Origin of the sequence: Dietzia sp. DQ12-76, assembly GCF_014145045.1 — a bacterium.
Taxonomy (GTDB): Bacteria; Actinomycetota; Actinomycetes; order Mycobacteriales; family Mycobacteriaceae; genus Dietzia.
In genome coordinates this window covers 1-14511 of sequence record NZ_JAALDV010000020.1, presented here as the reverse complement: position 1 = coordinate 14511, position 14511 = coordinate 1, and the positions used below count along the sequence as shown (strand labels likewise).

Genomic DNA, 14511 nt, shown 5'->3' with positions numbered 1-14511 from the left:
GCATGGCGGCGACCGCCCGGACGCTGGCGCCACCGGCCGGGTGGAACCCGGTGGAGGTCTTGACGAGGTCCGCCCCGGCCCGCGCGACGGCGTGGCACAGCTCCTCGATCCGCCGGTCCCCCGCCTCCTCGCCCAGCGCCCGGTGGATCGCGGCGGTCTCCAGGATCACCTTGATCACGGTGGGCGGGGGGACGGCGTCCCGCATCGTCAGCACGTCGGCCATCACCTCGTCGACCTCCCCGGCGATCGCCGCACCCACGTCGATCACCATGTCCACCTCGACAGCGCCCTGGTCCACCGCCAATCGGCCCTCCATGGCCTTGACCAGGGAGTGGTGCTTGCCGGACGGGAAGCCCGCCACCGTCGCCACCGTCAGGCCCTCCGCCCGCACCGGGAGCATCGCCGGGCTCACGCACACCGCCTTGACCGCCAGGTCACGGGCCTCGTCCACGCAGGCCTGCACGTCCTCGCGGGACGCGTCCGGGGAGAGCAGCGTGTGATCGATCATCGCCGCGACGCGGTCGCGGGTCAGGTGAGTCCGTGGGGTGGCGTCCATACGGTCAGCCTAGCGGGGCTCCCCGGCCCCCCTGCTGGCACAATGACCGTTCATGTCACGCCGTTACGTCCTCTCGCTGGGTTGCCCCGACCGCATCGGCATCGTCGCCCGCATCGCCACGTTCCTCGCCGAGCTCGGCGGCACCATCGTGGAGGCGGCCTACCACGCGGACGAGAACTCCCGCTGGTTCTTCACCCGCCAGGCCGTGGACGCGGAATCGATCGGGATGGACCTCGACGAACTGCGTCGGCGCTTCGCCCGTGTCGCGGCCGAGCTCGGGCCGGAGACGGACTGGAACATCGCCGATTCCGCCGAGCCGAAGGACATCGTCGTCCTCGTGTCCAAGGAGGGGCACTGCCTGCACGACCTCATGGGTCGGGTCGACAGTGGGGACTTCCCCGCTCGCATCCGTGCGGTGATCGGCAATCACGACACCCTCCGTGGGATGACCGAGGCCCACGGCATCCCGTTCCACCACGTGCCCTTCCCGGCGGATCCGGCCGAACGGGCCCCCGCGTTCGCGGAGGTGGCCTCGATCGTCGACGCCGTCGACCCGCACGCGATCGTCCTGGCCCGCTTCATGCAGGTCCTGCCCGATGACCTGTGCACCCATTGGGCCGGTCGAGCGATCAACATCCATCACAGCTTTCTCCCGAGCTTCGTGGGTGCACGCCCGTACCACCAGGCTCACATCCGGGGCGTCAAGCTCATCGGGGCGACCTGCCACTACGTGACCGCCGATCTCGACGAGGGGCCCATCATCGAGCAGGACGTCATCCGCGTGGATCACGCCGCGACCGTGCAGGACATGGTCAGGCAGGGCCGCGACGCGGAGAAGTTGGTGCTGGCCCGCGGCCTGAGGTGGCACCTGGAAGATCGCGTCCTCGTGCACGATGCGCGGACCGTCGTGTTCACCTGACGCGGGCCCCTCCGGGCGGGGGCTTTAGTCGCGGGAGAATCCGTGGCGCTCGGTGAGCAGGGTCTCGGCGGCGGACAGGAAGATCAGCCGCGCGGCCGTGCCCGCCCTGGGGAGCGTCGACCGGACCCGCTTCTCCAGTACAGCCTTGTCGATCCCGGCATCACCAAGGGCCTCCACCAACACGGTGATCGCCTCGACCGCCCTGCCCTGCCCCTCCATGACCAGACGACCGATCTTCTCGATTCCGTCCGCGTCCACGCCGAGCACGATGAGGTCCCGCAGGAGTTCGGCGATATAGGCGTCGGAGAGCAGATGGCCGGCCGCGCCCGGTTCGGTGACCAGGCCGATCGACTCCCCCACCTCCTTCAGCGTCTCGGGGATGTCGAACGACGCGACCGCCTGTGATTCCGATCGGGTGCGCCGCCGGCGGGACCCGGTGGGTCTGCGCTCGCTCCGCACACTCTCGACCTCGAGCAACTCCGCGAGCGTGAACCCGTGCCGCTCGGCGATGAGCAGTTCCTCGATCGTGGCGAACGTGTAGCCCCGGTTGAGCAGCCGCAGGATCATCTCGAGCCGACTGCGGTGATCGGGCCCGTACAGAGCGGTCCGGCCCTTGCGGATGGGCGGCTGGAGCAGTCCGCGCTCCTGGTAGACGCGGATGTTGCGGACGGTCGCGCCGGAGGTCTCCGCCAGCTCGTCGATGCGCTGCAGCGGCGCGGACCTCCTCGAACTCACCTGCGCCTGCCGCCGACGGCCGGTCTGACATCGGCGAAGAAGACGCCGACGGCGACCATACCCACGATCCCGAGGATGCCGAACGGACGGATCGCGAAGAAGAGGGCGGCGGCGGCGCAGATTCCGATCCAGGCGGGTTTAGGCCACTTGCCCTCGATCGAATACGCCGACGCGGGAGGGAGGACGGCCAACACCAGGCCGACCAGGGCCCACGCCACGAGGGCGGCCTGGATCGCCATCTGGATCAGGCCCCAGGTTCCGGGCAATGCTTCAATCACGGCGCCCAGTGTAGTCGCCGCGTCCGCACCGTCCGAAGCGGATGTTCACGGCGTGGATTCGCGGTGACGCGACGACAGGACGACGCCGCCCCCCGGCCCGCTCTGGTCGAGCGGGCCGGGGGGGGCGGCGGACCGCGGCCTCAGCCGCGGTGGCTCAGTTGGAGCCGGAATCAGAGGACGTGCCGGCGGAGGACGACGACGAGCCGGTCGAACCCGAGGTCGAACCCGAGGTCGAACCCGTGGCCGAACCCGAGGTCGAGCCCGACGTCGGCTTCGAGGCAGTGCTCTTGGAGGGCGTGGTCTTCGAGGCCGTGGTCTTCGAGGGCGTGGTCTTCGAGGGCGTGCTCTTGGCCGCCGACGCCGACTTGGTCGCCGAGGTCTGCTTCGACGCCGTGGTCTTGGAGGCAGTGCTCTTGGAGGCCGTCTTCTTGGCCGGGGCCTTCTTGGCGGGAGCCTTCTTCGCCGGGGCCTTCTTCGCGGTCGTCTTCTTGGCCTGGGCCGTCCTGGCCTCGACCTTCGCGGCCCCGCTCTGGACCTCGTCCGAAGCGGCGTACGCGGCGTCCTCGACCTTGTCGGCGGCCTTGTCGGCAGCGGTGCCGGTCTCCTCAGCGGCCTGACGGGCGGCCTTGGACACGCGGCCCGCGGCCTTGACCCCGATGGAGCGGGTCTGGCGGGCGACCGTACCGAGCGCGTCCTCGCCCAGCTCGACCTGCTCCTCCACGGCACCGGCGGCGCGGGCGACCTGCTCGTTGACGCGGGCCAGACCGGCCTCGAGCTGCGGGTTCTCCTCGCGCAGGCGAGCCACGACGTCCTCGCCACGGGCCGCGAGCCCGCCGTAGATGCCGGCCGCGACCTCGACGTAGGCGTCGGCGACCTTGCGCAGCTCCTCCGGGCGGAAGCGGTTCACCAGCTCCTCGACCTCGGCCGGCAGCGCCTGCACGCGGTCAGGAACCTCGTTCACGCGGTTCTGCACGTCGGCCACGCGCTCGGTCACCCGGTTCTGCACGCCGGTCACCCGCTCGTTCACCTTGGTCTGAGCCTCGGTGACGGCGTCCTCGGCGCGACGACGCAGGTCGGAGACCAGGCCGGACACGGCCTGGACCGCGAGGTCGTTGACGCCGACGTAGGCGTAGACCGGAGTGCGCACCGCGGACAGCGCCTGCCCCAGCGGTCCGCTGGGTGCACCGCCCTTGGGGTTGGACTGCGACTCCGCCTGGGCGGCGGCGGCCTGGGCGGGGGTCTTCTTGGAAACGGGCTTCTTCTGGCTCATGTCGGCTCCTTGATCGTTGTCTGCAGGTCTTGCGGGTTCGGATGTCACGTGGCCCTGCCGGGCCGCCGTCGGACGGGCTCAGTGCACGTCGACGACCTGGTCGGCGGCGATCGCGTTGTTCGACAGAAACGACTCGTAGATCTCCACGAGCACCTCCCTCTGACGCTCGGTGAGGTCGGGCGCGGTGAGGATGGCGTCCCTCACCGGGCTCCCCTCCTTCAGTTCGAGGATTCCGGCGCGCGCGTAGAGCACCTCGGCGGACAACCTCAGACCTCGTGCGATCTGACCCAGCACCTCGGCGGACGGCTTGCGCAGGCCCCGCTCGATCTGACTCAGATACGGATTGGAGACGCCGGCCCGCTCCGCGAGCTGCCGGATGGACACCTCGGCGGCTTCCCGCTGTGCGCGGATGAACGACCCGATGTCCTGTGACTCGGACGCACGCCTGTCGTGGTCACCCTGTGGGGCGACACCGTCGTGACGGGGGACCTCGCCTGTCGGTTTGGTCCTCCGCGCGAGAGTCGCTGCGGTCGGTTCGGCCGCCTGCGCGGAGGCGGACTCAGGCTGTCGACCGCTCTCCCGGCCTCGCTTCTCGGCCATGGAGTCCACCTCCTCTCGCCGTGCATCTCACGTTGTCTGCACACAACGCTAGCAACGAGTGCTAGCAGCAGCAAGCGGGGTGGGGCGTGTAATGGATCACACCCCGGAGGAGCACAGCGGTCGGGGAACGAGCAGGCAGGGGACGCGCAGATCAGAAGAGCAGCTCAGAAGATGAGGAGGGTGAACTGGTGGATGACCAGACCCACCAGCGCACCCACGAGCGTGCCGTTGATCCGGATGAACTGCAGGTCCTTGCCCGCGAGAAGTTCGATCTTCTCGGACGCCTCGTCCGCGTCCCAGCGCTCCACCGTCTCGGAGATGATCGACGTCACCTCACCGGAGTAGTTCACGGCCACGTACGCGGCGGTCCGGGTCATGTAGTCGTCGAGGCGGGCGCGGACCTTCTCGTCGTCGACCAGCATGTCCGCCAGTCGGCGCAGGAGGTCGTCGATCTTCACCCGGAGGGTCGACGAGGAGTCCTCGGTGGCCTCGACGATCATGCGCTTGGCGGCCGTCCAGGCGGACGCCGCCGCACGACGGACCTCCTCGCGGTTCATCACCTCCGCCTTGAAGGTCTCGAGCTTGGCCATGGTGGCCGGATCCTGCTGGAGGTCGCGGGCGAAATCCTCGACGAACCCGATCAGGGCGAGGCGGACGGCGTGCTGCTTGTCCACCTTGATCTGCCAGGTCCACTCGCGCAGTTCGCGGTAGGCGCGATCGGAGAGGAGCTCGTTGACGAACTGTGGCGCCCAGGTGGGCGCCTTCTCGCGGACCCAGCGGTCGATGGTCTCCGGGTGCGCCTCGACCCACTCGTGGGCCCGGTCGGCCATGAGATCGAGCAGCGGCAGGTGCCGGCCCTCGGCGAGGAGCTCGCCGAGGATCCGTCCCGCCGGCGGGCCCCACTGCGGTTCGGCGATACGCGCGACGATGGTCCGCTCGATGATCGCCGTGGCGTCCTCGTCACGGAGGACCGCCAGGACGGACCGGATCGCCTTGGCCGACTGGTCGGAGGCGATCGCACGATGGTCCTCGTCCTGGAGCCACTCGCCCGCCCGTGCGGGGATCCTCGCACTGCGTACCTTCTCGCTCACCATCTCGGGATCGAGGAAGTTCTCGCCCACGAAGGTCCCCAGGGAGGCCCCCAGCTGGTCCTTCTTCCTGGGAATGAGAGCCGTGTGGGGGATCGGGATCCGGAGCGGGTGCCGGAACAGCGCGGTCACGGCGAACCAGTCCGCGAGCCCGCCGATCATCCCCGCCTCGGACGCCGCACGCACGTACCCGGCCCATGCCCCGGCCCCGTTGGACAGCGAGTACTCGGCGAACAGGAAGATGATCCCGGCCAGGACCAGAAACCCCGTCGCGACCAGCTTCATGCGGCGGAGAGCAGACCTGCGCTCCGCATCAGTGGCCGGGTCCCCCGCCACCAGGGCGGGCCCACCCGCCGCGGTGACCGGGTCGAGCGTCAGTGCGCGTCCTTGCGTCCGTACTTACGGAAACCGACCATGCACACCGCGAGGCCGACGACGAAGACGACGACCGTGGCCACGACCGCCGCCACGACCAGGCCGAGGGACACGTCCATGTCGTCGACGTAGAAGGCGAGCGCGGTGATGGGCAGCCCCAGCATGCTCATCGCCAGCAGCATGATGGCCGACCCGGCGTAGATCTCGGTGGAGTACAGCGGGTAGGTCGGCGCCACCTCGGTGGCGTACGTCGGGTAGTACTCCTCGACGATGGCAGCACCAGTGTGCTCGAGGGTCTGACCGGCCATGATGTCGTCCTCTTTCGTCTACTACCGATCCCGGGCGCCGCGGCACGGGAGTTGCTTGTCCCGATTCTATTGGAACCTCAGGTCCCGGGGGCAACCGCCCGGCGGATTCGTCGCGCGGCGGTAACGAGGTTGCGCAGACTCGGTTCCAGCTGCCAGGTGTAGCGGGTCTTGAGGCCGCCGTCCGGGACCGCCCACAGTCGGTCCACCCCCACCGCCGCGACCGCCTCGAGCAACCTCTCGTGGAGCAGGTCGATGTCGGGGACGAACCCCGATCTCGACTCGTAGACGCCCGGGGCGACCTGCCGCGTGAGGGTGTGGTCCGTGAGGGCGTCCAGGACCCAGTCGATCGACCGGGTCGCGACGATCGCCGTCACATCCGCGTCGAGCCCCTCGATCGCCTCCTTCATCACCTGCAGGGACGAGTAGCTCAGGTGGGTGTGGATCTGGGTGTCCGGACCGGCGCCTGCGGAGGCAAGGCGGAACGTGGCCACCGCCCACTCGAGATAGGCACGCCTGTCCGCCCCGCGCCGCGGCAGCAGCTCGCGGATCGCCGGCTCGTCGATCTGCACGATCGCCAACCCCGCGTCCTCCAGGTCCGCCACCTCGTCCCGGACCACCAGGGCCAACTGGGTGGCCACCTCGGACAGCGCGAGATCGGTCCGGCAGAAGGATCGGGCGAGCATCGTCACCGGTCCCGTCACCATCCCCTTGACCGGTCGGTCGGTGAGGGTCTGCGCGTACCCGGTCCACTCGACCGTCATCGGCGCGGGACGCGCCACGTCCCCGTACAGGATCGGTGGGCGCACGCAGCGGGACCCGTAGGACTGCACCCATCCGTGCCGGGTCGCCGCGAACCCGTCGAGCAGTTCCGCGAAGTACTGCACCATGTCGTTGCGCTCGACCTCACCGTGCACCAGGACGTCGAGACCGATGTCCTCCTGCAGGCGGATCACCGAGGCGATCTCGTCGCGCAGGTAGCCGCGATAACGCTCGTAGTCGATGCGGCCGTCGGCCAGGTCCCGGCGGGCCCTGCGGATCTGCACGGTCTGCGGGAACGACCCGAGGGTCGCGGTGGGCAGGATGGGGAGCCCCAGACGCGCCGCCTGCAGCGGAGCCCGCTCCGGGTAGGGCATGCGGAGCTTGTCGTCGTCGTCGACCGCCGCCGTCCTGGCCCGCACGTCCGGCCTGCGCGCACTGGGCCGCTCCGGCAGCGGACGCCACCGCGGCGTCGGGCCGTCGACCACCGCGTCGGCCAGCGACACCACCTCCGCGACCTTCTGGCGCGCGAAGGCCAGGCAGTCCCCCAGTTCCGCGGGCAGGTCCTCCTCGGCCCCGACGTCGTAGGGCACGTGGAGCAACGTGCAGGAGGTCGACACCACCAGGTCGGCGAAGGTGTCCTTGAGCCGCCTCAGATACTCGAGCACCTCGAACTTGTCCGTGCGCCAGACGTTCTGGCCGTCGACCACACCGGCGTAGAGCCGCTTGTCCGCGAGCCCCGGGACCGCCGCGAGGTCGTCGGGGGTCCGGTACCCGTGGACCAGGTCGAGACCGATCGCCTCGACCCCGGTCGACGCGAGCGCGGGCAAGGCCTCGGCCAGGTCCCCGTACTGGCCCGTGACCAGGATCCGCGGACGCGTGGGGGACGCGGACAACCGGTCATAGGCGTGACGCAGCCGCTCGACCTCGCCGGGAGTGCGTTCCATGGTCATACAGGGTTCGTCGAACTGGACGCAGGTCACGCCCGCCTCCGCCAGGACCTCCAGCAGCCTCTCGTACTGTCCGAGCACCCGGTCGAGCAGCTCGATCGGGTGGAACCCGCGTGTTGCGGTGGGGGAGGCCTTGCTCAACAGCAGCAGCGACACCGGCCCGGTGACCACCGGCCGGATGTCGATCCCCAGTTCGTGCGCGCGGGCGACCTCGGCCAGCAGCGCCCCCGGCGCCAGGCCGAGCACGGAGGAATCCTCGAACTCGGGCTGACGGTAGTGGTACGGGGTGCCCTGGAGCGCCACCAGTTCCAGTGGAGCCACGTCCGCGCGGCCGCGCGCGAGCGCGAACTGGGTGTCCACCGGCGACAGGCCACGCACCAGGTCCGTGAAACGGTGCGGGACGGCGCCGATGAGCAGGGCGTCGTCCAGGATGTGGTCGTAGAAGGAGAAGGTGTTGCCGGGGATCTGCGTCAGCCCCGTGTCCCGGAGCTCCCGCCAGGTCGACTCCTGGATCCGGCGGCCCACGGACAGGAGTTCGGACCGTGTGCCGTCCCCGTGCCAGTATCGCTCGAGCGCCCGCTTGAGCTCCCGCCGTGGGCCGATGCGCGGGTACCCCAGCACGCTGGACGCGCGGGTGAGCGCGAGGTGTGAGCGTTCGAGCTCCCGTCTCACGGCCGTCAGCGGGTGGCCCGGGCAGCTGCTCGGGGGACGTCGTAACGGTAGAAGCCGTGGCCGCTCTTCTCGCCCAGCCGTCCCGCCTCCACCATCCGCAGCAGCAGGGGCGGCGGTGCGTACAGCGGTTCACGGAACTCGGCGTACATCGACTCGGCGATCGCCTTGACCGTGTCCAGGCCCACGAGGTCGGCCAGGGAGAGCGGCCCCATCGGGTGGGCGCACCCCAGCACCATCGCCTTGTCGATGTCCTCCGGGGTGGCGAACCCGGACTCCGCCATCCTGATGGCCGAGAGCAGGTAGGGCACGAGCAGAGCGTTGACCACGGCGCCCGACCGGTCAGCGGAGTGCACCACCTGCTTGCCCAGGACCTGCTCGGCGAACGCCTCGGCGCGCTCGCGCACGGACCTGCCCGTCTCCAGCGTGCTCACCAGCTCGACCAGGGGCAGCACGGGGACGGGGTTGAAGAAGTGCATGCCGATCACGCGCCGCGGAGTGGCGGTGCAGGAGGCGAGTTTCATGATCGGGATGGACGAGGTGTTGGAGGCCAGGACCGCTTCCGGGTCGGTGACCACCTGATCGAGCTCACGGAACACCGCCGCCTTGGCCGCCTCGTCCTCGACGATCGCCTCGATCACCAGCTGACGGTCGACGAAGTCCCCGAGGTCGGTGGTGAACCGCAGCCGCAGTGCGGCCTGGTCGCGCTCGCGCCGGGTGATCTTCCCGGAGGAGACCCCCCGGTCGAGGGAGGCGAGGATGCGGGACCGGCCCGCCTCGGCGAGGTCCCGGGTGGAGTCCCACACCAGCACGTCGACGTGGGCGCGCGCGCAGACCTCGGCGATCCCCGCCCCCATCCGGCCGGAGCCGACCACTCCCACGCGGGTGATCGACCCCGGCTCCGGGGCTACCTCGCGGGTGGTGGGCATCTACGACACGTCCTTCTCGAACCGGGTGGTCGGTCCGGGCACGGGCCCGGAGTGCACGGACACGACCGGGGGCCGGGGCCGCCTCGTGGAGACGATCCCGGCCCCCGGTGTGGTGGTGCCATGGTGCTGGTCGCCCTACCGGAGGGCGATCCTGGGGGTCAGTGGAACTGACCCTCCTCGGTGGAGCCCTTCAGCGCCGCGGTGGACGTGTTGGGGTCGACCGTGGTGGCGATGCGGTCGAAGTAGCCGGCGCCGACCTCGCGCTGGTGCTTGACGGCGGTGAAGCCACGCTCCTCGGCGGCCTTGAACTCGCGCTGCTGCAGGTCGACGAACGCGGTCATCTGGTTACGGGCGTAGCCGTAGGCCAGGTCGAACATGCCGTAGTTGAGCGAGTGGAAGCCGGCCAGCGTGATGAACTGGAACTTGAAGCCCATCGCGCCGAGCTCCTTCTGGAACTTGGCGATCGTGTCGTCGTCCAGGTTCGCCTTCCAGTTGAAGGAGGGCGAGCAGTTGTAGGCCAGGAGCTGGTCCGGGAACTCCGCCTTGACGGCCTCGGCGAACTGCTTGGCGTACTCGAGGTCCGGGGTGCCGGTCTCCATCCAGATGAGGTCGGAGAACGGGGCGTAGGCCTTGGCGCGCTCGATGCAGGGCTCGATGCCGTTCTTGACGTTGTAGAAGCCCTCGGCGGTGCGCTCGCCGGTGATGAACGGGCGGTCACGCTCGTCGACATCGGAGGTGATGAGCGTGGCGGCCTCGGCGTCGGTGCGCGCGATGATGACCGACGGGACGTTCGCGACGTCGGCCGCCAGACGGGCCGAGGTCAGCGTACGGATGTGCTGGTTGGTCGGGATGAGCACCTTGCCACCGAGGTGGCCGCACTTCTTCTCCGAGGCGAGCTGGTCCTCCCAGTGCACGCCCGCGGCGCCGGCCGCGATCATGGCCTTCTGCAGCTCGTAGGCGTTCAGGGCGCCACCGAAGCCGGCCTCGGCGTCGGCGACGATCGGGGCGAGCCAGTTCTCCACCGAGGTGTCACCCTCGATGCGGGCGATCTCGTCGGCGCGGAGCAGCGCGTTGTTGATCCGACGCACGACGGTCGGGACCGAGTTGGCCGGGTACAGCGACTGGTCCGGGTAGGTGTGGCCCGAGAGGTTGGCGTCGCCGGCGACCTGCCAGCCGGAGAGGTACACGGCCTCGAGGCCCGCACGGATCTGCTGCACGGCCTGGTTGCCGGTCAGCGCGCCGAGGGAGTTGACGAAGTCCTTGTTGTTGACCTTGTCCCAGAGGATCTCCGCGCCACGGCGGGCGAGGGTGTGCTCCTCGACGACGGTGCCCTGCAGCTCCGCCACCTGCTCGGCGGTGTAGTTGCGGGTGATGCCCTTCCAGCGGGGATTGGTGTCCCAGTCCTGCTGGATCTCTGCAGCGGTACGTGCCTTGCCAACGTTCGACATCGCGACTCTTTCCTGTCTCGGGGGCGGAGCCGGCTTCGCACGATTGCGAGCGCGGCGTCCTGTACTTCGAAAGGATGCCACACTCATCGCAGCCCGTCTACCTGCGAGTTATGCGAATCTGGCGAGTTTCCTTGCGTCGATTGCAAACTTTGCGAAGAATGTGGGGCACACCACCGACCGCGGGAGCCGACGATGACCACCACTCACATGGGCGCACGCCTGCGACGCCTGCGGGAGGAGCAGGGGCTTACCCAGGCGGCGTTCGCCGAGACGCTGGGGCTGTCCGCCAGCTATCTCAACCAGCTCGAGAAGGACGCGCGCCCGGTCACCTCCCGGGTCCTGGCCCGGCTGTCCGAGGAGTACGGGGTCGACTCGACCTTCTTCGCCTCGGACGCCGACACCCGGCTGATCGCGGAACTGACCGAGGCCCTGTCCGACCCCCAGGTGTCCGCCGGCGTCCCCGCGGGTGAGGTGGTCGACCTGGTCCGTGCCCACCCGTCGCTGGCGCGCGCCTTCGCCGTGCTGAACCAGAGGTATCGGAACTCGGCCGACCTCCTCGCCGCCCTCACCGAGAGTCGCAACGCCCTGTCCGACGACACGGACACCTTCGCGTTGGCCATGCCCCACGAGGAGGTGCGCGACTACTTCTACCAGCGCCAGAACTACATCGATTCCCTGGACACCGCGGCCGAGGAGCTCACCACCCGGATCCGGATGAACCGCGGCGACGTCCGCGCCGAGCTCGAGAACCGGCTCGCCGAGACCCACGGGGTCCGGGTCGCACGCCGCGTGGACCTGCCCGACGGCCTGTGGCACCGCTTCTCCGACCGCGACCGTCGGCTCGACCTGTCCGCGCACCTGACCGGGGGGCAACAGGCCTTCCGCGTGGCATCGGAGCTCGCGTTCCTCGAGCACCACGAACTGCTCGACCAGCTGGTGGCCGACGGCGCCTTCAGCTCCCCCGCCGCCGCCTCCCTGGCCCAGCGCGGGCTGGCCAACTACTTCGCCGCCGCCGTACTGATGCCCTACCAGCGCTTCCTCGACACCGCCGAGGACTTCCGCTACGACGTCGAACGCCTGATGACCTTCTATGCGACGGGCTACGAGACCGTGTGCCACCGCCTGTCGACGCTCCAGCGCCCGGGCGCCGCCGGGGTGCCCTTCAGCTTCGTGCGGGTGGACCGCGCGGGGAACATGTCCAAGCGGCAGTCGGCCTCCGGCGTCCACTTCACCACCTCGGGCGGCACGTGCCCGTTGTGGAACGTCTACGAGACCTTCTCGTTCCCCGGCAAGATCATGCGGCAGGTCGCGGAGTTGCCCGACGGCCGCCTGCACCTGTGGGTCTCGCGGACCGTGACCACCCGGCCCATGCGGTTCGGCCAACCCCGCAAGACCTTCGCGATCGGTCTGGGCTGCGAGGCCCGGCACGCCCACCGCACCGTCTACGCGCAGGGTCTGGACCTCGCCGACGCCGACGCCGCCACCAAGATCGGGTCCGGGTGCCGCATGTGCGAGAGACCCGCCTGCCCCCAGCGGGCCTTCCCGCCGCTCAACCGCACACTCAGGGTCGATGCGCATCGATCGTCGCTCTCGCCGTATCTGCTCGACGATCCCCACTCCCGGGCGACCTCCCCTGCCCTACCCTGACGGCCATGAGCCAGGCACACCACACCGACAGTGACCCCGGGGACCCGGGCCGGCCCCGAATCCGCCCCGGCGGGTTCCGCGAACTCGGTCCGGTGGGCTGGGCCGTCAACCGCGTGGGAGCCCGCGTCACCGGCAGCCGCGACGTCCATCTGTTCGCCACACTCGGCCGCGCCCGCCGACTGTTCCCCGCGTGGTTGGCCTACTCCGGGATGATGATGCCCTTCGGGGTCCTCGACCGCCGGACCACAGAGCTGGTCATCCTGCGCGTCGCCCACCTCCGGGACAGCGCCTACGAACGGGCCCACCACGAGCGGATCGGCGCGCGGGTGGGGCTCGACGACGACGAGATCGCCCGCACCCTGCACGATCCCCGGTCCGCCGGGTGGCCGAATCGACTGCGGGCGGTGTTGACCGCGGTGGACGAGCTCGTGCGGACCAAGGACATCGCCGACGACACGTGGGCGGAGGTGGCCACGCACCTGACCGAGGCGGAGCTCGTGGGCCTGGTGCAGCTGGTGGCCCAGTATGACGGCTTGGCCACGACCCTCCACGCCCTGCGGATCCAGCCCGACCGCCCCCGCTGAGCCCGCCCTGGGTTGCGCGTCCCCTTTGCACGCCCACCCCTGGGTTGCGCGCCCCCTTCGCCCTGCGCGTCCTCTCTGCACGCCCACCCCCTTGGCTTGCGCGCCCCCTTTGCCCTGCGCGTCCTTTCTGCACGCCCACCCCTGGGTTACGTGCCCCCTCTGGTCCATTCGCGCAGCACACGTGGGCTCCCGCTGAACCGGCGAGTTCCCTCTGGGTCGTGATCGGCCGGCCCCCGCGGCCGAGGCTCGTGTGTCCACAAGCGGTGTCGGCTCCCCACAGACGAACGGGGATCGTCGAATCCACGACGGATCCGCTCGTTCGCGGCGTGCATGATCACCGGCATGACACGCCATCGCCCGGGACCGCAACATCCCGTCCTCTCCTCTGCCCGACTCAGCCGCGAGCTGACCGCCCTTCCCCGTCGCCGACGAGAGCGCGAGTACCTCAAGATCGCGGACGAGCTATGGCTGCCGGTAGCTCTTCCGCTCACCTTCGAGACCAAGTCGGTGGCGTACTCGCGCTTGTACCCGGACGGCGTCCTCACCGGCTGGTCGGCAGCGGCACTCCACGGGATCGACGCCCCGGACGACGCGGTTCCGGAGTTGTGCGTCGGCCCCAGCGGCAGAACGCGCTCGGGTCTGCGCCTTCGTCGGTACCGGGTGCCGCCATCGGCCGTGGAGCAGAAGCGGGGCGTCGCCGTCACCAGCCGTCGGTGGACCGCCTTCGACCTGGCCCGCTTCACCGACCACCTGGCCGGGGTCCTCGCGGTGGAGCACTTCTACCGACACGGATTCTCGGACCGTGAGCTACGCGACGTTGTCGACGAACACGTCGGCACCTGGGGGGTCGCACGAGCACGACGGGTACTCGCAGATGCCGACCGTCGCAGTGAGTCACCCATGGAGACCGAGGCGAGGTTGTTCCTCAGGGACGCGGGGTTCACGAGGTTCATACCGCAGGTCGAGGTGGGGGACGACTACCGCCTCGATCTCGCTGACCCCGTTCACAAGATCGCGGTCGAGTACGACGGCTCGCACCACGAACACCCGGCGCAGCAGTCGAAGGACCGGTTCCGTCGGAACCGCCTCCTCGCGGCCGGCTGGATCGTCATCGGCGTCGACCACAGGATTCTCCGTACCCGGCGAGACGACCTGCTCCGGCAGGTTGAGGCGGCGTACGCGCAGCGTTCCTCGCGCTTCGTCGACTGACCCCTCCGCGTCGCGCGCCCGCGCCGGAGCTTCCCGCCTCACCTGGCCCGATTCCCCGGCGGCGAGCCCAGGTGCGCGGCCTCTTTGGTCCGTTTCGCCAGCGCACCCATCCCTCTCGCGGACATTCCGAGCGCGTAGGACGAAGACGGCGCACAAGTCGGCCGGGCGGGCGCGGGCGCGGGCGCCGGGC

General features: G+C 70.0%; 14 protein-coding genes. 4 read left to right on the top strand and 10 right to left on the bottom strand.

What is annotated here, in order from left to right:
- The coding region (gene deoC, locus G6019_RS00975; RefSeq protein WP_182613139.1) for a deoxyribose-phosphate aldolase at positions 1-556 on the bottom strand (556 nt) is incomplete at its 3' end.
- Between the two features lie 52 nt (positions 557-608).
- Here deoC and purU point away from each other — a divergent pair.
- Complete coding sequence (gene purU, locus G6019_RS00970; RefSeq protein WP_182613138.1) at positions 609-1475, top strand: formyltetrahydrofolate deformylase; 867 nt, start codon at positions 609-611, stop codon at positions 1473-1475.
- 24 nt (positions 1476-1499) lie between these two features.
- On the opposite strand, the gene G6019_RS00965 is transcribed toward purU, so the two are convergent.
- The 9 genes from G6019_RS00965 to aceA form a co-directional block, all read right to left on the bottom strand.
- Positions 1500-2210: a MerR family transcriptional regulator gene (locus tag G6019_RS00965; protein ID WP_182613137.1), complete on the bottom strand. Its 711-nt coding sequence runs from the start codon at positions 2208-2210 to the stop codon at positions 1500-1502.
- Positions 2207-2488, bottom strand: a complete 282-nt coding sequence (locus tag G6019_RS00960) for a DUF2516 family protein (protein WP_182613136.1) — start codon at positions 2486-2488, stop codon at positions 2207-2209. The genes G6019_RS00965 and G6019_RS00960 overlap by 4 nt, the downstream gene beginning before the upstream one ends.
- A gap of 154 nt (positions 2489-2642) precedes the next feature.
- A complete protein-coding gene (locus G6019_RS00955) occupies positions 2643-3758 on the bottom strand; it encodes a hypothetical protein (RefSeq protein ID WP_182626918.1) in 1116 nt (371 codons plus the stop codon).
- A 78-nt stretch (positions 3759-3836) separates the two neighbouring features.
- Positions 3837-4358, bottom strand: coding sequence for a helix-turn-helix domain-containing protein (locus G6019_RS00950; RefSeq protein ID WP_194305318.1), 522 nt, complete (start codon positions 4356-4358; stop codon positions 3837-3839).
- 164 nt (positions 4359-4522) lie between these two features.
- On the bottom strand, positions 4523-5731 hold the full coding sequence (locus G6019_RS00945; protein ID WP_107757371.1) for a DUF445 domain-containing protein: 1209 nt from the start codon (positions 5729-5731) through the stop codon (positions 4523-4525).
- A gap of 89 nt (positions 5732-5820) precedes the next feature.
- Positions 5821-6129, bottom strand: a complete 309-nt coding sequence (locus G6019_RS00940; protein ID WP_107757372.1) for a hypothetical protein — start codon at positions 6127-6129, stop codon at positions 5821-5823.
- A 77-nt stretch (positions 6130-6206) separates the two neighbouring features.
- Entirely contained in the window at positions 6207-8507 is a 2301-nt protein-coding gene (metE, locus tag G6019_RS00935) for a 5-methyltetrahydropteroyltriglutamate--homocysteine S-methyltransferase (RefSeq protein WP_182613134.1), read from the bottom strand.
- 5 nt (positions 8508-8512) lie between these two features.
- On the bottom strand, positions 8513-9433 hold the full coding sequence (locus G6019_RS00930; RefSeq protein ID WP_107757374.1) for a 3-hydroxybutyryl-CoA dehydrogenase: 921 nt from the start codon (positions 9431-9433) through the stop codon (positions 8513-8515).
- A 158-nt stretch (positions 9434-9591) separates the two neighbouring features.
- Complete coding sequence (gene aceA, locus G6019_RS00925; RefSeq protein WP_182613133.1) at positions 9592-10881, bottom strand: isocitrate lyase; 1290 nt, start codon at positions 10879-10881, stop codon at positions 9592-9594.
- Positions 10882-11073: 192 nt separating this feature from the next.
- Between aceA and ramB the strand changes: the two genes are divergently transcribed.
- The 3 genes from ramB (at position 11074) to G6019_RS00910 (ending at position 14321) form a co-directional block, all read left to right on the top strand.
- Entirely contained in the window at positions 11074-12528 is a 1455-nt protein-coding gene (gene ramB / locus G6019_RS00920; protein WP_182613132.1) for an acetate metabolism transcriptional regulator RamB, read from the top strand.
- A gap of 5 nt (positions 12529-12533) precedes the next feature.
- Entirely contained in the window at positions 12534-13112 is a 579-nt protein-coding gene (locus G6019_RS00915) for a carboxymuconolactone decarboxylase family protein (protein WP_107757377.1), read from the top strand.
- Positions 13113-13454: 342 nt separating this feature from the next.
- Positions 13455-14321, top strand: a complete 867-nt coding sequence (locus tag G6019_RS00910) for a DUF559 domain-containing protein (protein ID WP_241725812.1) — start codon at positions 13455-13457, stop codon at positions 14319-14321.
- Positions 14322-14511 lie beyond the last annotated feature (190 nt).